The sequence below is a fragment of the Microcystis sp. LE19-195.1E genome (genome assembly GCF_027532095.1).
GTDB lineage: Bacteria > Cyanobacteriota > Cyanobacteriia > Cyanobacteriales > Microcystaceae > Microcystis > Microcystis aeruginosa.
Genome location: NZ_JAPZSZ010000011.1, coordinates 21,624 through 41,304 on the forward strand (window position 1 = coordinate 21,624; position 19,681 = coordinate 41,304).

Below are 19,681 nucleotides of genomic sequence, written 5' to 3' on the forward strand. Positions count from 1 at the left end.
CTTAATGCACTTAGAAATTACTCAACTCAATAAAATTTTCATCACTAAACGAGGTGCTGTGGTCGCTCTAAAAGATATTAATTTACACGTTGAAAGTGCTGAATTTGTCTGTGCGGTCGGGGCCTCTGGTTCGGGAAAATCAACTTTGTTGCGAATGATTGCGGGTTTAGAGCTGCCCACTTCCGGCAAAATTACCGTTGATGGTGTTGAAGTGACAGGGCCAGGAGCCGATCGCGGCATGGTTTTTCAAAATTATACACTCTATCCCTGGATGACGATCCAAAAAAATGTTGAATTTGGCTTAAAACTACAGGGATTATCGACAAAAGAATGCTGGGAAGTGGCCTGTTATTATCTGGATATTGTCGGTTTAACTCAATTCGCTAATGCTTATCCTAGAGAACTATCGGGTGGGATGAAACAACGGGTGGCGATCGCCCGCTCTCTTGCCTGTCATCCCAAAGTCTTATTAATGGACGAACCCTTTGCCGCTTTAGATGTACAAACCAAAGAAAGAATGCACGAATATTTAATTGAAATTTGGCAAAAAATCAGGTGTAGTATTTTAATGATTACCCATGATGTGGATGAAGCGGTTTTTTTGGCTCAACGTATTTATGTTTTGAGTGCTAGGCCAGGGACTATACAACGAGAATTAACAATTAATTTACCCGTAGATCGTAATTATAAAATTAAACGACAAGCTCAGTTTTATGACTATACGGATGAAATTTACGGCCTGCTACGGGGTGAGAAATGCTAGAAAAAACTAGGGATCATCAAGAGTAGTCCCTGGTTCAAAACGAGTTAGAGCAGCAAAAATCATCCTTGAGAGATACTTTCCGTTATCTAGCATCGCCAAACAGCGATCGCTCGCTGCTGCCGCCAACCCTAAATAGGGTTTGCTGAATAAATCTAAAAAGCTTGTTGGATAAGGTTTTTAGGCTTTTTTGACCTCAAAAAGTGCCTAGCATTGGAGTGATCGGGGGTAAAATTCCTGGACTTTTTCCCTGAAAATTAGGTAATTGACCCCCTAAAAAACCCCACACCCCACACCCCACACCCCACACCCTGCCCCACGAAAAACTTTTTGCCGCCAACCCTAGATCAGTGATGGAACAGTTGTTCAACCATTAAGATTTTGTGATAATCCCGGGCAAGTGTGATCTAAAGTACAGCTTTTTTGGGAAAGTTTCTCCATCGGTGCTGCCTTGGGGCGCAAATATGATAGAATGAGAGTAAATTGATACAAAACTTTACTTCAAGGTGAATCTATGCCGTTTACGATCGAATCAGCGCGGAGCATTTTCCCCAACACGCTATCAGCGGATGTGGTTCCTGCCACGATTGCGCGTTTCAATCAGCTGAATACCGAAGATCAACTAGCCTTGATTTGGTTTGCCTACCTAGAAATGGGCAAAACCATCACCGTTGCCGCCCCCGGCGCTGCTAGTATGGTGTTTGCCGAAAAAACCATGAATGAAATTCGGCAGATGTCACCCCTGCAACAGTCGCAGGTGATGTGCGACTTAGCGAACCATGCTGACACCCCGATTTGTCGTACCTACGGCACTTGGTCTGCTAATATCAAACTGGGATTCTGGTATCAATTAGGACAATGGATGGAAGATGGCAGTGTTGCCCCAATTCCCAAGGGTTATCAACTATCTGCTAATGCCAGCGCAGTTTTAGACGGGATTAAAAAATTAGAGTCGGGACAACAAATCACCGTTCTGCGGAATTGTGTGGTCGATATGGGCTACGATCCCAAGAAACTAGGCGATTATAACCGTATTTCCGAACCCGTGGTTCCTCCCCAAAATATTGCCGAACGGACCAAAGTTAGCATTGAAGGCGTTACCAATGCCACCGTCCTCAACTATATGGACAACCTCAACGCCAATGACTTTGATGTATTAATTGAATTATTCACCCCTGACGGCGCTCTGCAACCACCTTTCCAACGTCCCATCGTCGGTAAAGAGGCAGTATATCGCTTTTTCCGCGAAGAATGCCAAAATTTGAAATTAATCCCCGAATGCGGTGTGGTAGAACCCGCCGATGACGGTTTTACTCAGATTAAAGTGACGGGAAAAGTACAAACCCCCTGGTTTGGTGCGGGTGTGGGTATGAATATGGCATGGCGCTTCCTCCTAACTCCTGATAATAAAATTTTCTTCGTAGCGATCGATTTATTAGCTTCTCCGAAAGAATTATTAAACTTTGCCCGTGGCTAAATAGCTACTGAGAGAAATCATTAAAAATTCTGATGAAACTTATTAGAGTTCCTTGTCAAGTGAACTCTTTTTTTTCTACAATTAAAAGGCTGACTTAAAAAATTGGGAAATACACCGGTTTCTTCTCTGATCTAGGTAAGAATAACTAAACAATCATTCTTAACAGATGTCGGCGAAAAGAGTCGAGGTAGTTCACAAACCCAAAATTATCATCCCTAAAACTAAAATCATGCCTATGAGTGAAATAATTTGGTCAGATACGGAACAAGAAATTGCTCAAACTGCTTTCCAAAAAGCCTATCAGCGAGAAACTAGCACTTTAATAGAACATATTAAAGAACAGTCTGGTCAGATCACGGTTTTAGATGATATCTGGCAAATGCACGATTATCTAAGCGCCCGACGACATCAGATTGATGGTAAATATGACTATCGCTATACTTCCCTAATTTTTGTCTTTGCTCAACTATTAAAGGAAGGATGGTTGAAGCTAGAGGATCTCAACGGTTTGGAAAAAGATAAACTAGCAAAAATCGCTGCCCTCTCGCGAATGTAAATTAATGATTAGCATTAAGCTATCAGCTTTCTGCTCCTAGTTGGGTGACTAAAAAATTCATCTCTAGATAATCAACCCCGTCTTAAGTTTTTCCTAAGCGGCAACCAATCCCGCTAGAATGAGTCAATCATCCCGATCGCTTATCGCTTGTTTTGCACCTTTGGTTTATGTTCAAAAATCTTTTACTTCCCCTAGGAATATCTATCTTTCTCGGTGTTTGTCAGTCTTTGTCAGCCGCCGAATCAGCTATCATCAAATACCACATCTTCCAAGGGTCTGTATCGGTATCAGAATTAAAGCAATTGAGCGAAACAGGCGAATTAGCTCCCGCTTTAGCGGCACAATTAAAGATGGCTAACCAAAAACCCGAAGAATTCCGTAAAATCCTTAATCGTCGGGTAGCGGTGGATGCCGTCTTTCTTTCCAAATTTCTTAATAGTTTTTTTGGCGAAAGTTTGCTAGATTATGCCGCCGAAATTGTCCACACCCCCAATCGAGCCGCTAGTCGGCAAGCTTTACGGGGTTCCTTAGTCACTTCTGCCCTCAACGATAACGAGATTCAAATCATCGAAGTCCTCGACAATTATCCCACCAGCGAGGTTCATGTGGATGGCAATCGTCTGCTGGATTTAATCAACCAAATTGAATCAGTATTGAAAAAAATGCCCCGTTTACCTTTCTGATACCAAATCCGCCTTTCAGGTTTTCTTGAATTGCACTGTAAATTGAATAAATTAGGATAATCTGGTAGGAATAATGACCACTTCTTTGTCTCAAAGGAAAACAGTTAGCGGCAAACCTTTTTTAAAGTGGGCGGGAGGCAAAACTCAACTGGTTCCCAATATTCTATCTTTGATTAATTCCCAGATTTCTCAAGATTGTCAGTTTAACTACATTGAACCTTTTGTCGGAGGTGGGGCAGTTTTATTCTCAGTCTTAAATAATTTTTCTTCTGTCCAAAAAGTCATTATTAATGACATCAATCCTGATTTAATCATGGCTTATAATGTTATTAAAAATAATGTCAAAGAATTAATAGTCAAGCTTAAAAAAATTCAGCAGGATTTTTATGAACTTAAAAATCTAGAGGAACAACAAAAGTTTTTTTTGGATAAAAGAATAGAATTTAATTCTCGCAGCTGCGATGACGATCTAGAAAAAACAGTTTTGTTATTATTTCTCAATAAAACTTGTTTTAATGGACTTTATAGAGTCAATAGCAAAGGACTTTTTAATGTCCCTTTTGGAAAATATGTCAAACCATTGATCTGCAATGAAGAAAACTTATTAGCTGTCAACCATCATTTACAAAAAGTAACGATCCTACAAGGAGATTTTGTCCAAACCCTAAATTATGCCAATAACAAGACTTTATTTTATTTTGATCCTCCCTATAAACCGATTAAAAAAACATCAGCTTTTACCTCTTATACTAAAGAAGATTTTAACGATGAGGAGCAAATAAGATTAAAAGAATTTATCGATCGAGTCGATCGGGCAGGTTATAAATTTATTTTAAGTAATTCCGACGTTAAAAACTTTGACTCTGACAATAATTTTTTTGATGATTTATATAAAGATTATAATATTCAAAGGGTAAAAGCCCGACGAAATATTAATTCCCAGGGCAATAATAGGGGAGAAATCTGGGAATTACTGATCAATAATTGACAAAAATCAAGTCTAACAGAAAAGACGACATGAATAAAAATATTTCTTCAAGAGAGCGAGGGTGGCAAGCTGTATTCGATAGATATAACTTGCACGATCATGATTTTTGTAATCATCCTTATTTTATTAAGGGTGAACAGATTAAAGCAGCCACAAAACATTTTGAAACTACAGGGGAAAGAGAAGTAAGAATTTTATGTAAACAAGATACAAGAGAAAGCCGTCCAGAAGTTTTTAAAAAGCTAGGATTGTTTATTTTACCAGTCAAGAATGGAGAGTACGTGATATTAAAGGGCGAGGGTTATGTTGATATTCCTATCATAGAAACACCCATACAAAATTATCGAACTTTATTAGATTTTCAATTAGAAACTTCTTTGATAGGTGATTCAGAAATGCAACATCTGGACTTCGCTTACGCATCGAGTCTAATTCGTCACTTTATCAAAGATAATAGCCTAGTATTAACCATTCGTGGTAGAAAATATACCCCTGAATTTACAATAAAAATTAATGATCATGTTCTTAAAATTAAAGGTGTACAAACAGAGGTGGATGCAGGATATGAAGGCAAGAACCAAATTGTCCTGATTGAAGCCAAAAACTTAAGTATAGACAATGTAATTATCAGACAGTTGTATTATCCATCTAGACAATGGCAACTGCATACTAAAAAGAAAATTGTTACACTATTTTTTGCTAAGAAATCAAATATATATTATTTATGGAAATTCGAGTTTGAAAATCCAGACAATTATAATAGTATTAAGCTGGTGGACTCAGCGAGATTTGCAATAATCAGCTAAATTTATCGTAGTTCTCATATCAGTTAGACACAATTAACTGATTGTTGATTAAGCGTATCAAAATCTAGAATGTCTCTCATGAGAACACTAGAATAAACCGACCATTTTGATCCGCAAAAAACGCCTCGTTTACCCTTCTGAGTATGAATTTTATCTGCAATCATCCCTCGATCGAGCATTGCTTAAAACAACAATTAATTAATATTTTTCCAGAAAACAACCATAAATTAACTTTCTATCGTTGCCCAAAAACTGATATTATCCTCTATCGTTCACCTCTGTTTTATTATTTTACGTCCGCTCAATGTCAAACCATATTTAACCATTTAATCACCTTTTTTCCACAAATTCAGCTTAGGGAAGGATGGCTAGAATTATTATTAGATCAGCAATTTTTGTCCTTTTGGTTACTGAAACTAAACGATTTAATCGAGCAATTTTTCTCGGATGAGCTTCCTCTCCATCCCAGAGGAGAATTTTTCTTTTTATTTCAATACACTCACGCTCGCTATTCTGGTTTGTTACAACTGCTCAATCGGGAAAAAATTAGATTAATCGAGTCTGAACTATTATCGTGGCATCATCCCGCCGAAATAGCTTTAATCCTGCAAATTTTAACCGTTTGTGATTGTTGGGAACGCCAGAAACCCTATCCCCTAACCGCAAATTTTTGCGAGGCAATGCTCAATTTTGAGCGTAACTGTCGCATTATCGGAGAATCGGCCCCAATTCAGCGATCGAGATTAATCCTGATTAGCGTCAGTCAAAAACTACTTAACCGTCTTCTCCGTCAAAAATGGCAACTGCTGCCGATGACGGAACTATAACGAAGACAGGAGACAGGAGACAGGAGACAGGAGACAGGAGACAGGAGACAGCTATCAGGGATCAGATTTGAGTTTTTAGTTCACTGTTTACTGATCACAGCAAAAAGCGTTTGACAAAAGCTCACGCCGAATCTGACGGAGTAACTGCTGACGGCTTGGATGTGTAATTAATTTTGCTTAGGTACTTATAAAAATATTAACTTTTATGAATTTAGTGGACAAAACCATCAGCTTATGATAGATTTTAATTAGTGTGAGGAGCGAACCAGAATAGAGAGCCGAGACGAAACATGGACAGTCGCCGGCTCTCTTTCTGTTGTTCAGGAATTATTTTCTTCTTGGCGATATTTAATAAAAGTGGGCAAATCAACCCGAAAAGAGGAATATTTCGGGGAAGGGGAGATGATAGGTGCGGGCCAATCCCTATCTTTCTTATTTAAGGATTCTACTGGCTCAATTGTCTCTAATTCCGCTAAAAACTCATCGATGGGAGCCACTTCATCCCTTTCTTGATTCTCTGTCTGAGACCAAGGCTCGATTGCGGCTGCCTTGGCGACAATGGCTAAATCCGGGGGAGAATTGCGATCGCTACCGCGCTGGAAATACTGGGCTAAGGCCGCTTTATACTGGAGGGTGTAGCGTTGCTGACGTTGGAGACGGGTGCGTAATTCCTGCAATTGCTGGTCATAGTTGCACAGTTTTTGGCTTTTTTCCTGATAACTTTCCTGAATTAAGGCACATTCTCGCTCTAAACGGGCTAATTGTTGACGCGTGCGGGTCAATTCTGCGGTCAAATTGGCAATAATCATCGGTTGCCGTTGTTCTGCTTGACGATACTGTTCGATTTCCCCTAAAGCTCGCTGTAATTGTTGCTTTTCGTATTGCAGTTCCTCGTTTTGCTGCTGGATTAGGGTATCGCAACTTTGCCAGCGACGATGTTGCTCGGGGAACTGCGATCGCAGTTCCCCGAGAGCTTGCTCCCGTCGCCAGATCTCCGCTTGTAATTCTTGATTTTGTTGACGTAAATGAGAGGATAGAGCTGCCCAATCTGTCTCATCTGTTGATTGACTCTCATGCTCGACAATTTCAGCAGTAATGACAGTATCCGCATGGGTGAGATGATCGAGGTACAGGTCGGAATTATCGTTCATAAAAGCCAAAGGATGAGGAAACCTAGAAGTTTAGAGACGTTAAAAGCCTTCTATCGTTCCCCAAAAAAAATGGGAACCGCATTGTTAGAGACTGCCGCGCGGTTCCACTGCCGATCCTTAAGAGGAGAACACTATAAATAACCATAAGCTTATTAGGAATTTTTGTCAATACTTAATGAGAAATTTTTTCAATAAGTTGGGAGGGGAGAGGGGAATCGACTAATTCGTAGATAGCTGTAGTGCGGGTGTCTGGCCCTGGGGCCAGGGAAGAATTAGCCACAGCAAAATTGATACAAGCATCGGTCGAGCGGGTTAGTGGCTCGATGTGCTTCAATAATTCTATAGTTTTTATTTTCCTTGTCGTATCATGCCGCGTCCCCCGAAGAAAACCCCTAGCACCCCTGAACCCCCCGAAGAGCCAATTAAAGCCACTCCTCCCCTACAACCTCTACAAATTATTAAAAAGGGTTCTAGGGCTGCAGTACCCCCCAAACCTCCAGAAACCCCTCCAGAAATAATTGAGGAAAAACCAGCCGAGGAAACGGTAAAATCAGTCAGTAGTGAGATAAAATCTCCTCTCCGTCCCCGTTCCGATTCGGCTCCTCTATTCCGAAAACCAATTCCCAAAGCAGAAATTCCCGTCATCGAAAAAGCGACGGGAGCCAATGGCGAAGTATTTAATCTGACCGATTCTGTCCTCATTACCGAACCTTTTGGTACTCGTATTGCCGCTATTATCGATAGTTTTTATGCCGATGCTCAAGGCGAAATCTGGGCGCAACTCAAACCAGTGGAAGTTAATCCCGATTGTCGCTGGGAACAGGCCTGTATTCGCTCTCAGGGTTTGGTAAAAGCTGAGTAAGACAGTTATCAGTTATCAGTTATCAGTTATCAGTTATCAGATTTGAGTTTTAAATGTGCAGTATTAACAAGTAATTTAGATAATATCTCTTGCATAATTAATTTTTGAGGGTTCAAAAACCTCAAAAATAAGGATTAAATGGCATAAAATCTGTAAATAGACCATTCAATTGCTTATTATTCATTCTTAATTCTCCTGACTACTGACTCCTAACCCTAACAACTTTTATCTGATATCATGTTGAGAAAAATTCCCTCTCTAAATTTGGGTTGAAATTATGATAACTACATTCATCGAACGAGAAGCAGAACCAATTTTAATTAGTGACTTAACCTGGAGAGAATTTAAAGCTGTTGAACAGCTAATCGATCGCCCAGGGTTAAAGTTATCTTTTTTAGATGGAGTTTTGGAGATTAGAAAAATGCCAGGGAAAAAACACGAAACTATCAAAGAACGTATTGGTGCTTTACTAGAAATTTATTTAGAATTTTTGGGATTAGATTTTACTCCTACTGGTTCTGTCACCTTAGAAAATGAATTTGAAAAGGTTAAAAGAGAAGGTGATAAATCCTATGAGTTGGGAGCAAATAGAAAACATCCTGATTTAGTGATTGAGGTGGTTGTTAGTAGTGGAGGAATTAATAAACTGGAAGCATACAAACGCTTACAAATCCCTGAAGTTTGGTTTTGGATGAACGACGAGTTATTGTTTTATAGTTTAGGAAATGAGGGACATGAGGCTGTTAGTAAATCGCAACTTTTACCGAGTTTAGATGTAGGTTTATTGATGCGTTGTATTAGTATAGAAAATCATGCTCAAGCACTGCGGGAATTTAGAGCAGGGATAAAAGTTATTGAATCAACATAACAATATAAAATGGTGATTTTTTCCGCCTATCTAAAGATTATGGGTTAACTTAAGAGTTGCAGAATGCCAAGAATTAAATTCTCAATATTCTATCAAAAGGGAACAAGTTTTTAACCGTTTCATCGCCTCCGTATTATTAGAAGAAAGACGAGCCGGTAATATTCCTGCTTGGCAAGGAATTAGAATTGTAAGAGAAAGGATTTAATAGCGATATTAATCCTTTAAAAGACAGTATTTTTGGGAAAATGCTCTCATTTCATCAACTCAATAACCAATCTAGATGATTCTGTAAACATTGCTTGAGGTCGTAGCGTTGCTTGATAGTTTCCCTGGCCTTTAAACGCAGATTTTGCCAACCCTGGGGATAATCTAACACTTCATCCACGCGATCAGCTATTTGTTGGGGAGAAAAGAAATCCACTAATAAACCATTTTCCCCATCAGTAATTAATTCTCGCACGGGGGGAGTATCGGAACCAATCACGACGCAACCCATGGCCATAGCCTCTAACATTGACCAAGAAAGCACAAAAGGACGAGTAAGATAGATATGGGCTGCCGATGCCTGTAAAACCTGTTTATATTGACCGTAGGGCAGAGAACCGGTAAAATGCACCCGGGATAAATCCAAAGAAAGGCTTTCTAACATCAATTGTTTATAGGTTTTGCCGTCCGGTAGAGTTTTTCCATAAGCGACTCGATCCTCACCGACAATCACGATATGACAGTTAGGCCGACGGGCTAAAATTAGGGAAACAGCCGTCATAAATTGAGGAAAACCGCGATAAGGTTCCATTCCCCGGGTTGCATAGGTGACAATCTCCTTAACACCGGATAAATCTAAACCTATCTCTGGAATGACTAACTGCACATCGGGACGGGGACAGAAATAGTCCGTATCGATGCCATCGTGCAAAACCGTCAGTTTTGAGTGAAATTCGCAGGGAAATTGCTGTTTTTGCCAGATAGTCGGCGCTAAACCTCGATCGCAACTGACCAGATCGATCAGGATTGGCGCATTTTTAATTCTAATCCGGGCCTCGGCATCAGCATTGAGGGGATCCGCCGGATCAAAATCAGCATCGGAACCGTGGGCATGATAAAACCATTCAAAATAGGCTAAAAACTTAGTTTTCGGGAAAATATCCTTGATAAATAGGCCCGGCCCCCAGCCAGAATGTGCATAGACAATATCGGGATAAAATCCTTGATTTTTCAGTTGTTGGCAAACACCATAAACCGCTTGACCTTGTAAAACCGCACTTTCGAGGGGACGGACATAATGATGGGTTTGGGGAGAAACAGCGCGACTTTCCTTGTAAATAAATTTTTTTACCCCCGCTATCTCTCCCTCTTGCCTGGTAGTGCCGAAAATAACTTGATTTCGGGGTTCTTGAGCCAAAACCGTGATTAAATGGCGAAATTGGGCGGGAAAATTGGCATGAAGGAATAAAAATTTCATCGCGGGTAAAGGTTTAGAAAAAGCGATCGCTAACCGTACATTGTCCCTGAAAACGGAGCAGATGATCGCATAATACCAAAGCCATCATCGCTTCTACCATGGGGACGGCCCGGGGTAAAACACAAGGATCGTGTCTTCCTTTGGCTGCCAGGGTGGTTTCTTCCCCGGTGCGCGTCACGGTTTTTTGTTCTTTACCGATAGTTGCGGTGGGTTTAAAAGCGATGCGGATAATAATATTTTCACCGTTACTGATTCCCCCTTGGATACCCCCCGAACGATTGCTCGTGGTGCGAATTTCCCCGTTATCATCGATAAAATACTCGTCATTGTGTTCGCTGCCGGTTAAGAAGGTTCCCGCGAATCCCGATCCGATTTCAAATCCCTTACTCGCGGGTAAGGACATCATCCCCTTAGCTAAATCGGCTTCTAGCTTATCAAAAACGGGTTCTCCTAGACCTTTCGGCACATTTCTGGCTACACATTCCACCACACCGCCGATCGAGTCCTTATCCAGGCGAATTTGGTCGATCAGGGCGATCATTTTGGCGGCCGTTTCCCCGTTGGGACAACGCACTATATTACTTTCCACCTCGTCGAGGGTGACGGTGTTGGGGTCGATGATTGCCTCAATATCTTTAATTCGCTTCACATAGCCGATAATCTCGACATTATAGACAGATTTAAGGATTTTTTTAGCGATCGCTCCTGCAGCCACCCGGCCGATGGTTTCCCGGGCCGAGGATCTGCCTCCTCCTTTCCAGTTGCGAATGCCGTATTTTGCTTCGTAGGTGGCATCCCCATGGGAAGGTCGGAATTTCTCGGCCATTTCGTTGTAATCTTGCGAACGAGCATCCTGATTCCGCACTAAAATAGCGATCGGTGTACCGAGGGTTTTGCCGTCAAAAACGCCCGAAATTATCTCACAAATGTCATTTTCCCGACGCGGGGTCACGATTCTGCTTTGTCCCGGTTTGCGACGGTCTAAATCGATTTGAATCTCCTCTTCGGAAATTTCTAAGCGCGGGGGACAACCATCGATAACCACTCCTACCCCACCCCCGTGAGATTCTCCAAAAGTGGAAACCCGAAATAGTCGTCCGAAAGTGTTACCCATAATCTCAATGTCTATTAAGCCTCAAGGTTTTATTGTACCTGAACGGTTCTCGGTTTTTCGGGAATAGGGGTTGGGGGTTGGGAATTATGAATTATGAATTATGAATTATGAATTGGGTGGTGGGGTGGTGGGGTAGTGGGGAATTTAGCCGAAATTTCCCCATCTCCCTATCTCCCTAAATCCCTATCTACTGTCTTCAGGTTAATATCCCAAAAAAAGGCTATTCTTTACCTTATATTCCTCGGCAGAAATTTCATGACTCCCTTGTTGGTTCACACTTATCCTTCTCTTGTCAAGGGTATTTTAATTAAACGTTACAAACGCTTTTTTGCCGATATACAATTGGACAACGGAGAATTAATTACGGCCCATTGCGCTAATACCGGACCGATGACAGATGTATGTGTAGAAGGTCAACCGGTTTATCTTTCTCGCAGTGATAACCCGAAGCGAAAATTAGCTTATACCTGGGAGATGATTCAACTGGGGGAGACTTGGGTGGGAGTTAATACCAATCTTCCTAATCAGGTGGTGAAAAATGCCCTGTTGCAAGGAGTTTTTCCCGATTTGGTCAAAAATGACACCGAGGTGCGATCGGAAGTGGCCTACGGTCAAAATAACGGCAGTAGAATTGATTTTCTTTTGAGCCATGGGGATAATTCCCTCACCTATATTGAGGTCAAAAATACCACTTGGAATCAGGGAGAAACGGCACTTTTTCCCGATACTGTCACCACGCGGGGACAGAAGCATTTACAGGAATTAATGGCTTTATTGCCGGCAGCGGAAGCGATTATGCTCTACTTTATTAATCGGGGTGATTGTTACCGATTTGCTCCGGGGGATAGTAAAGATGCTAAATACGGGCAGTTATTGCGTCAAGCAGTGGCTAAAGGAGTCAAAGTTTTACCCTGTCGCTTCCAAGTGACACCCACGGGAATTTATTATTTAGGTTTAGCAGAATTGCAACTGTGAAACCAGTGGTTTAGATGGGCCAGCTTTTGACAAAATCCCCCAGACCGCAACTGACCTTGAAAAGCTTAGAGACACAGTTACCTGTGCCTCTAATGGGGATTTTGTCGATACATATTTGGGGTAATTTGTCAAGGTTTTTGATAACTAATTCCGTGGCGCATTTTCTCTAATTTCTGTTGCACCTGAGCATCGAGAGAATGGAATAAAAAACGCCCTTTGGGACTTTGAGAAGAACTCTGGGATTTTCTCAGACGACGACCGGTTAAATCCACCTCGATTTCCAGACGTTGAGCGGAAATCCACTGGGCCCCATAACCCATAACGGTCATTTTTTGGGCATTATCAGAGGTAGCGACGATAATCCGTCCGATAGCTGGGGCGCGATCGTGCCAAAAATCGGCGCAGGTTTTCTCGATATAGGTGTCGGCGGTTTGAGCGTGAGCGGTAAAATAAACCGATAAATGGTTAGTGTAGCGTTCTTGGCTGCCGGGGGTATCTTGAAGGTAGGAATCGAAGACGATTTGGGTTTGATAACCCTGATGGTGGGTGTAACCGATTAGGGTTTCAATTAACTTGTCTCGCGCCGGTTCGAGACCGTGGCGATCGCTGATTTTTTTCAGGGACGGCCAAGCGCCGATGACGTTGTAGCCGTCAACCAGCAGAAGGGAACGATCAGAAGAATTAACCATGGCTTTGAGAGTAATTGGTGTAGCATTAAGGGCAGTTCTAAAAAACAGCATCCTAATGATATTAACAAAAAATTTAAGATTCAACCGCCGCACTTGCCAATAATCTCGCTTTTAATTCTAGGGGATTTCCCCGATCCGTTACCTTACCCCCCTCTAACAAAAATGCCCCATCGCTGTAATCCAATTCCTCCAGGCGATGCGTCACCCAAAGGGCTGTAATCCCTCGGTTTTTGACCAATTTCTGCACTTGAGAGACTAATTCTAACTGGGTATCCCCATCCAAAAGGGCGGTGGGTTCATCAAAGAGCAAAACCTCGCAATGACGAGCTAAAGCCCCCGCAATGGCGATTCTTTGCTTTTGTCCGCCACTGAGAGCATAGATCGGTCGTTTTTCCATTTCTAATAAATTCACCGCCCCTAGGGATTCCCGCACCCGGGCCCTAATTGCCGGCGTGGATAAACCCTCGGATACCAACCCAAAAGCCACATCTGCCCCCACTGTTGGCATAACTAACTGATGGTCGGGATTTTGAAAAACAAAACCGAGGGGGTTAGGTATCTCTATTTCCCCGCGACTAGGCTTTAATAATCCCGCTAAGAGCCGCAGCAGGGTTGATTTACCGCTGCCATTTGTCCCCAACAACATCCAAAATTCTCCTCTGGGAACTTGCAAAGAGCAGCCATTTAATACTGATTTCCCATTCGGCCAGCTAAAGCAGAGGTCTGTTACTTTTATAGTCATGAATTATCAGTTATCAGTTATCAGTTATCAGTTATCAGTTAAGCTAAGACTTATTTAAACCGCTTATTCTTAATGATCAGCCGAATCTCCTCCGCCCCCCCTTGCCCCCCCGACGTCGGGGGGGTTGCCTCTTGCCTATTGCCTCGTCTCAACAAGCAATTTAAATTATGAACAGCTTATCAGTTATCAGATTTGAGTTTTCAGTGGAAAGTGTTATCTAGGCGGTTGCCGTTTTCTTGTCACTGATTACTGATTACTGCTCACTGATAACTGATTAAAGAACTATTCTGTGGCTAAAGCGACAAACCCCGGCGCTCTACCAGTGGAGGCAGCCCCGGATTTTTGTGAAACAATCACCGCACTGATCTGATCGCTCAAAACCGCCACCTTTTTATCGGTTTGTTTTTCGCAGGTTAATTCTAATAATTCTGGATTTGGCGATCGCATAGCGTTAGTAATTGTTTGATACAAAGCGTCTGCTGCTGCTTCTTCCTTGCGCTGCACGGAAATGGGGATGGGCGAGAGTTTCAGGGTAATATCGATCGAATACATAGTTTAGCGTTCCCTTCCAAAAAACAAGTCAAAAACCATTGTATAGCAGGGGTTGGGAAGTCAGTTATCAGTTATCAGTGATCAGATGTGAGTTTTCAGTTCACTGATTGCTGTTCACTATCACCGATTAACTCTCGGCAGTTGGTGTGCATGGGCGTTGTTAGCTGGCAATCACTTGCTTCAATGAATTAGCAGGGTGCGTTCCCCAAAAATCTATCGGTGCAGCAGTAGGAGCCAGATGAGGGAACGCACCCTGCCTCGATAGCGATCGCACTATGGAGCGCAGCGGAATTGCCGTCCGCTGCAGCGCATTGTTGGGAGTCCATAAGTCTTTTGATCAGAGCATTACTCGTGAGAATTGCTTTTTGGTGATCATTTTGTGCAATACTAATTACTTCTTCAGCATCTTCATCACTGATCATTTCAAATTGTTTCTGGCTTGGACATAAGCTATCATTCAAATCCCTTGGTTCAAACTTGTCTAATTCATCACCATAACTTCGTTTATTGATTTTTATTATTTCCTGTCCAATATCACTGAGCAAATACACAAATAATTTATTAATACATTGTTCTCCGAATTTATTTGGATAAAAGGAATGAAAGCAGGTAAAGTTTATTGCTGTTGTGAAATTGCGTATTACTTTTAACCTGCCCCTGCTAAAGACGCCGAATAAAATTGGAGCCGGTTTTCTCTTTTCAATTTTGTACCATGTGTTCCTTGTTTTTGTAAGATACCTCCCATGGTATCCCAATTTTTCGCCTTCTTTGATGTAATTTCGTATTTCAGAGTTGTCGTGATCTTTTACATCTAAACAATGGACTGGCTTATCCTCATTGTATAGTATATTAAAATCATGCTCAGTAAATACTGCTTTGCGGATTTGAGAGCTTTTTGTAATACACTTACAAATATTGTTATCACTCAACTTCCGTTGCTCAATTTTTGATTTTTTTAACGCAAAAAATTCATTTGCGCCAGTAGCAATACCTCTCGTAAACGTACCGTATAGGGACAACTTACAGAAGCCATTTGGAGATACTTGTTCAGTGAACAATGATGAAATAATAGGTGTCCACTTTTGGTTGTATGGTAAATTCGATGGTTCGATTTCCCACTGATAGAATTTACTAATATCAGATATTTTATCTATTTCATCAATTTTTTTGATCTGTAAAATTTTAATGGTTTCTTTTTTTCCGTCATTTTTACAAAGAAGCACACAAACGGTTGTCGTTGCCTCTGGGAAAATTTCTTTTTCATTGGCAAAGATTATTATTTGCTTCAATAAATGATTTTCAAGGAGACTTTTTTTGATTTCTTTTCCGTAGCCAGTATTAAAAAACTCAAAAGGCATAATATACGCCAAGTTACCATTGATTTTAAGTTCTCTTAAAGACTTGACAAGGAATAGGGAAGAGATATTAGAGTAACCGATAAGTTTCTTACCTATTTTTTCTTCAATTTTTGGTAATATATCATGACGCTTAAGAAATTTCTGAAATCGCATATATGGTGGATTACAGATGATACCGTCAAAATTTTCAGTTTCAGCTTCGAGGTAATCACTATTGATAACTCTCAAATAAGGACTGTCACCATTACGATTGAGAAACTCAAATATATTTCTATCAATCTCATATCCCATGAAATGTACTTGATTACCTGAAGGTGTTTTTATTGCTTCATCATAAAAAACGCCTAAGCCAAACGCTGGGTCTAATACTGTTTCTGGATTATCTTTTAAAACCCACTGTACCATGAGGCGAGCAACGCACATAGGTGTAAAAAACTGACCGTAATCCTTCCTATGATTAAGTGGAGTTTCAGCTATATATTTTAACTCACGCATTAATAACATCCCTTAGAAATATTTTATTATCAAGGTATCCCTTGCCGCCTGCAAAAGTCACATAAAAAAGCAGACGACCCCTATCTAATTCTTTCAGAGCCGATTTATGTTCAGGCATATCAATTTTTCCAAGGACTTCTTTTCCAATTTGCCCATTGATCTTGATCGTAGTTTTACCTTGATTTTTTACATCTCTTTCTATTGAAAAATTATTTCCATCATTGTTATCGTTTGAGACCAGTGCCAAAATATCCTTGATTGTAAATTTTCTTAAATTGCTGCCTTATCTGGCATTATACCTGATCAGAATCTACTGCGAGACAATCGCTTGCGTTAAGATAAAATAAGGCGCGTTACATTTTATTAACGCACCCAAAAAGATCGGAGATCACACTCTTGACTACAGCGATAGCGATCAAACTTAGGCTGCGTTAGATTTGGTTAATGCACCCGACAATATCTGCGATCGCTCTAGAGTAACCACCCCCGCTCTAATCCTTGTTCTACCCCACCTTCCCAATCTTTTGTAAGGTGATTGCGGACAGTTTGATACAGATGCCATACGACATTGGGATCAATAGGTTTCTTGTGGTAACTGTCAGCAAATCGAAATTCCCTGTCTGTGTTTTTCTGTTTCCGAAAAACGTATATTTGATCAACCTCATACTTGTGGAGATTGACGGCACTGGTAAGCTTAAGCCATTCCATGACAACTATGTACAAAGAATTAGGGTTACGAGCTTTCAATTGTTCAGCAGCACGCGATGACCCTTCAAGCATTGTCTTATCCAGATACGTTTTGCATTCAATAGCTACAGCAGCTATATCAAAGTAGTGTATTTCAGAGTTTTCTTGCCAACGCGCAGTATATTCGCCCGGTTCCTCTGCAATTCTCAATTGCCCATCCTTTTCATGGTCGCGATTTGTCTTCAAATCAAGGTTTGCCGATATGGTTACCCCAATTACAAAGTCATGATCTTTGCGCTCAATGCGAGCATGAGCACGTTCCATCATACCTTGATAATTAGGTGGGGCAAAAAATATGTCCTTGAAGGCATGGGATTTGCCGATAAGTGCGTTTTTCCCAAAGTCTGCTACTAAATCCCGGAACAAGTAGTACAAAAATTCTTCCAGAACAGAGGAATGAAGATTAGAGCGAGAGTCAAACTTTTCTGCATAATGTTGTTGATCAAGAAAATCTTTATACTCTTCAAGCAGAACAACACGTTGTTGAACTATTTCTTGATCCTGATCTAGGCACTTCGCAGATGGCCCAATTAACTGGGTATTGGCTAGATGCCAAGCATTGTATTTTTCTCTAATCTCAGCGAGGTATTGACGGCTCTCTGCGTCCAAGTATTTCGTCTGATGTGCTTCTTTTTGAAGCAGATTGGAACCGTGTACTAACATCAAACAACTCCTTGCGTAAATGAATTGCTATCGCTCTAGCTAACAAAGGTGGAACGGCATTGCCTATTTGGTTATATTGGCATAAATGGGCATCTTCCAACCGCCCTTCGCGTTTTAGTAATTTATGGGAAGGAGTTGTTTTCTTGCCCATAAATCTGTACCAATCAGGGAATGATTGAAGGCGTGCTCCTTCTCGTGCCGTAATATTTCTGTGTTGAAAAGGATGTATAAAGTTGGCATAGAAAGAAGCGGCAATGGTATGAGACGGTTTATAAGGATGCAACCTGCGATTGTTCTGGTCATAAGCCTGATGAGACAGATTGCCATTGCCGTTACGTGTGCGTGGCATGTGTTCTGGAGGGACATCTGCGCTTGATTCCCCCCATCCTATATGTTTGAATCTTTCGACCAGACGAGGTGAATGATTCATTGCTACATGATTGAACAGCGCATTAGAATTTTCTCTTGCCCATTCCTGATAAGAATTTGTCGGTCTATGCAAATATGCCTGCACCTCGCACCCTTCACTAGCTTGTAGATTTGGCAAGTCAGATATTGCGTCCCACAAAGTTATCGCGGGGACAAGAGAAAATTCTCCCTTTGGGAATGATGATAATTGTTCATTTTGTTCTGGATAACCTGTGATATCTAGATTATGGTTTATTTGGGGTTCCCCGATTTTATCTATACCTAAATTGTTTCCAACAATGAATATTCTTTCCCTAGTTTGAGGCACACCGAAAGTGGCGGCATTCAATACCCAAAGTTCTACACTGTAACCAATATTTTCAAATGTGTTTTGGATAATGTCTATCACGCGCTCATGTGCCGCATTGTTTCGTGACAATAACCCTTTTACATTCTCCATTACAAAGGCTGTAGGTTGTAAATACTCAACCCATCGAGCAAAATCAACAAACAAGCTGTTTCGAGGATCCTTTGGATCTTTTTGCGCTGGACCAGCAATACTAAAGCCTTGACAAGGTGGCCCTCCAATGATTAAGTCAGGCGTAATAGAACAAACAGACTTGATTTCATCAGGTGCTTGGAAATCACGAATATCTTTCTCTACAACAACTTGCTGTTTATCATTCTCTCTTAAGGTATCACAAGCCCATTGATCAAATTCCAGCGAGCATAATAAATCATACCCAGCCAACTTAAACCCTAGACCAAACCCACCCGCACCCGCAAAAAGGTCGATCACCTTTAACTGCTTTACATCCATTCTCAATCCCTTTTCATTTTCACCTAAAACACAACCATAATTAGAACGTGTATTCTACCACTTAAGAAGGGATTGTGGGAAGACATGGCTGCGCTAACTATTAATTATACCGCCCCCTGCGGTCGAGCAACCCTCTCCATCCTACTATCCCACTTCCATCGGTCTAACACCCCTTAATAGGACTTAATAGCGCACCGTGCGGTTTAATCACCTCAATTTGGGGATAATTACCGCACAGAGGGGTCCAGCATTCCACTCAAGACGTGAAGACGACAATACCAAGCAATTGAGGCGGAATATCTCCCCATCTCCCCAAATCCCCATCTCCCCCCGCAACGCACAGGAAGTGGTCTCCCCGAAAAATTTTAGATTTTCTTAAGATCGACCTGAAAAACATTGGCTATTTTTTCCAATATAGTGTAAGTTAAGAAAAGTAAAGATTTCTCACAATTCTTCTACACATCTGCTGGCCTGCTCGGATAGATGGAGAAGAGAGCGCGGAATCTTAGCAATAATATACATTTTTCGGAGAAAACCCCCATGACCATTGCTGTCGGACGCGCCCCAGAAAGAGGGCTGTTTGATGCTCTCGATGACTGGCTCAAAAGAGACCGTTTCGTCTTCATCGGTTGGTCTGGTTTACTACTCTTCCCCTGCGCCTTCATGGCCCTAGGTGGA

At 41.3% G+C, this 19,681-nt stretch carries 20 protein-coding genes and 1 pseudogene; 11 read left to right on the plus strand and 10 right to left on the minus strand.

All coding sequences use genetic code 11. The features are described from left to right. Window positions 1–4 precede the first annotated feature (4 nt). The 7 genes from O9300_RS00865 (at window position 5) to O9300_RS00895 (ending at window position 6,097) form a co-directional block, all read left to right on the plus strand. Window positions 5–763 carry an ABC transporter ATP-binding protein gene (locus O9300_RS00865; RefSeq protein ID WP_271929508.1) on the plus strand — a complete coding sequence of 253 codons (759 nt, stop codon included), beginning with the start codon at window positions 5–7 and terminating at the stop codon, window positions 761–763. A 511-nt stretch (window positions 764–1,274) separates the two neighbouring features. Then, window positions 1,275–2,237 (plus strand): orange carotenoid-binding protein, encoded by a 963-nt coding sequence (locus O9300_RS00870; RefSeq protein ID WP_012265170.1) that lies wholly within the window; start codon window positions 1,275–1,277, stop codon window positions 2,235–2,237. 229 nt (window positions 2,238–2,466) lie between these two features. Beyond that, the gene (frp, locus tag O9300_RS00875) at window positions 2,467–2,793 is read left to right on the plus strand and encodes a fluorescence recovery protein (protein WP_002746320.1); all 327 of its coding nucleotides are present in this window, start codon (window positions 2,467–2,469) and stop codon (window positions 2,791–2,793) included. 167 nt (window positions 2,794–2,960) lie between these two features. Continuing rightward, entirely contained in the window at window positions 2,961–3,476 is a 516-nt protein-coding gene (locus tag O9300_RS00880; RefSeq protein ID WP_079210141.1) for an alpha/beta hydrolase, read from the plus strand. Window positions 3,477–3,549: 73 nt separating this feature from the next. Then, window positions 3,550–4,464, plus strand: coding sequence for a DNA adenine methylase (locus O9300_RS00885; RefSeq protein ID WP_287969485.1), 915 nt, complete (start codon window positions 3,550–3,552; stop codon window positions 4,462–4,464). A 29-nt stretch (window positions 4,465–4,493) separates the two neighbouring features. After that, a complete protein-coding gene (locus tag O9300_RS00890; RefSeq protein ID WP_287969487.1) occupies window positions 4,494–5,270 on the plus strand; it encodes a type II restriction enzyme in 777 nt (258 codons plus the stop codon). Between the two features lie 143 nt (window positions 5,271–5,413). Continuing rightward, window positions 5,414–6,097 carry a DALR anticodon-binding domain-containing protein gene (locus O9300_RS00895; RefSeq protein WP_287969489.1) on the plus strand — a complete coding sequence of 228 codons (684 nt, stop codon included), beginning with the start codon at window positions 5,414–5,416 and terminating at the stop codon, window positions 6,095–6,097. Window positions 6,098–6,417: 320 nt separating this feature from the next. Here O9300_RS00895 and O9300_RS00900 read toward each other — a convergent pair whose 3' ends face one another. Beyond that, a complete protein-coding gene (locus tag O9300_RS00900) occupies window positions 6,418–7,248 on the minus strand; it encodes a hypothetical protein (protein WP_287969491.1) in 831 nt (276 codons plus the stop codon). Window positions 7,249–7,615: 367 nt separating this feature from the next. Here O9300_RS00900 and O9300_RS00905 point away from each other — a divergent pair, with 367 nt between their 5' ends. Both O9300_RS00905 and O9300_RS00910 read left to right on the plus strand, forming a co-directional pair. Further along, window positions 7,616–8,110, plus strand: coding sequence for a hypothetical protein (locus O9300_RS00905; RefSeq protein WP_287969492.1), 495 nt, complete (start codon window positions 7,616–7,618; stop codon window positions 8,108–8,110). 277 nt (window positions 8,111–8,387) lie between these two features. Next, window positions 8,388–8,978, plus strand: coding sequence for a Uma2 family endonuclease (locus tag O9300_RS00910; RefSeq protein ID WP_287969493.1), 591 nt, complete (start codon window positions 8,388–8,390; stop codon window positions 8,976–8,978). Window positions 8,979–9,237: 259 nt separating this feature from the next. Here O9300_RS00910 and O9300_RS00915 read toward each other — a convergent pair whose 3' ends face one another. Next, window positions 9,238–10,440, minus strand: a complete 1,203-nt coding sequence (locus O9300_RS00915; RefSeq protein ID WP_287969494.1) for a glycosyltransferase family 4 protein — start codon at window positions 10,438–10,440, stop codon at window positions 9,238–9,240. Between the two features lie 13 nt (window positions 10,441–10,453). After that, entirely contained in the window at window positions 10,454–11,554 is a 1,101-nt protein-coding gene (gene aroC, locus O9300_RS00920; RefSeq protein ID WP_287969495.1) for a chorismate synthase, read from the minus strand. Window positions 11,555–11,809: 255 nt separating this feature from the next. Between aroC and sfsA the strand changes: the two genes are divergently transcribed. Continuing rightward, window positions 11,810–12,529 (plus strand): DNA/RNA nuclease SfsA, encoded by a 720-nt coding sequence (gene sfsA, locus O9300_RS00925; protein ID WP_287969496.1) that lies wholly within the window; start codon window positions 11,810–11,812, stop codon window positions 12,527–12,529. 128 nt (window positions 12,530–12,657) lie between these two features. Here the strand turns inward: sfsA and O9300_RS00930 are convergent, their stop codons facing one another. The 7 genes from O9300_RS00930 to O9300_RS00960 form a co-directional block, all read right to left on the minus strand. Continuing rightward, entirely contained in the window at window positions 12,658–13,269 is a 612-nt protein-coding gene (locus O9300_RS00930; RefSeq protein WP_061432916.1) for an NYN domain-containing protein, read from the minus strand. Between the two features lie 22 nt (window positions 13,270–13,291). Further along, complete coding sequence (locus O9300_RS00935; protein ID WP_287969497.1) at window positions 13,292–13,960, minus strand: energy-coupling factor ABC transporter ATP-binding protein; 669 nt, start codon at window positions 13,958–13,960, stop codon at window positions 13,292–13,294. A gap of 282 nt (window positions 13,961–14,242) precedes the next feature. Next, window positions 14,243–14,512 (minus strand): UPF0367 protein family, encoded by a 270-nt coding sequence (locus O9300_RS00940; protein WP_002742026.1) that lies wholly within the window; start codon window positions 14,510–14,512, stop codon window positions 14,243–14,245. 188 nt (window positions 14,513–14,700) lie between these two features. Next, a complete protein-coding gene (locus O9300_RS00945; RefSeq protein WP_287969498.1) occupies window positions 14,701–16,365 on the minus strand; it encodes an HsdM family class I SAM-dependent methyltransferase in 1,665 nt (554 codons plus the stop codon). Next, entirely contained in the window at window positions 16,358–16,624 is a 267-nt protein-coding gene (locus O9300_RS00950; RefSeq protein ID WP_502846384.1) for an AccI family restriction endonuclease, read from the minus strand. The genes O9300_RS00945 and O9300_RS00950 overlap by 8 nt, the downstream gene beginning before the upstream one ends. A 212-nt stretch (window positions 16,625–16,836) precedes the next feature. Next, window positions 16,837–17,775 (minus strand): Bpu10I family restriction endonuclease, encoded by a 939-nt coding sequence (locus O9300_RS00955; RefSeq protein WP_287969502.1) that lies wholly within the window; start codon window positions 17,773–17,775, stop codon window positions 16,837–16,839. After that, entirely contained in the window at window positions 17,690–19,003 is a 1,314-nt protein-coding gene (locus O9300_RS00960) for a DNA cytosine methyltransferase (protein WP_287969504.1), read from the minus strand. The genes O9300_RS00955 and O9300_RS00960 overlap by 86 nt, the downstream gene beginning before the upstream one ends. A gap of 540 nt (window positions 19,004–19,543) precedes the next feature. Here O9300_RS00960 and O9300_RS00965 point away from each other — a divergent pair. Beyond that, window positions 19,544–19,681 (plus strand): annotated as a pseudogene (locus tag O9300_RS00965) (photosystem II D2 protein (photosystem q(a) protein)); the annotation flags it as partial.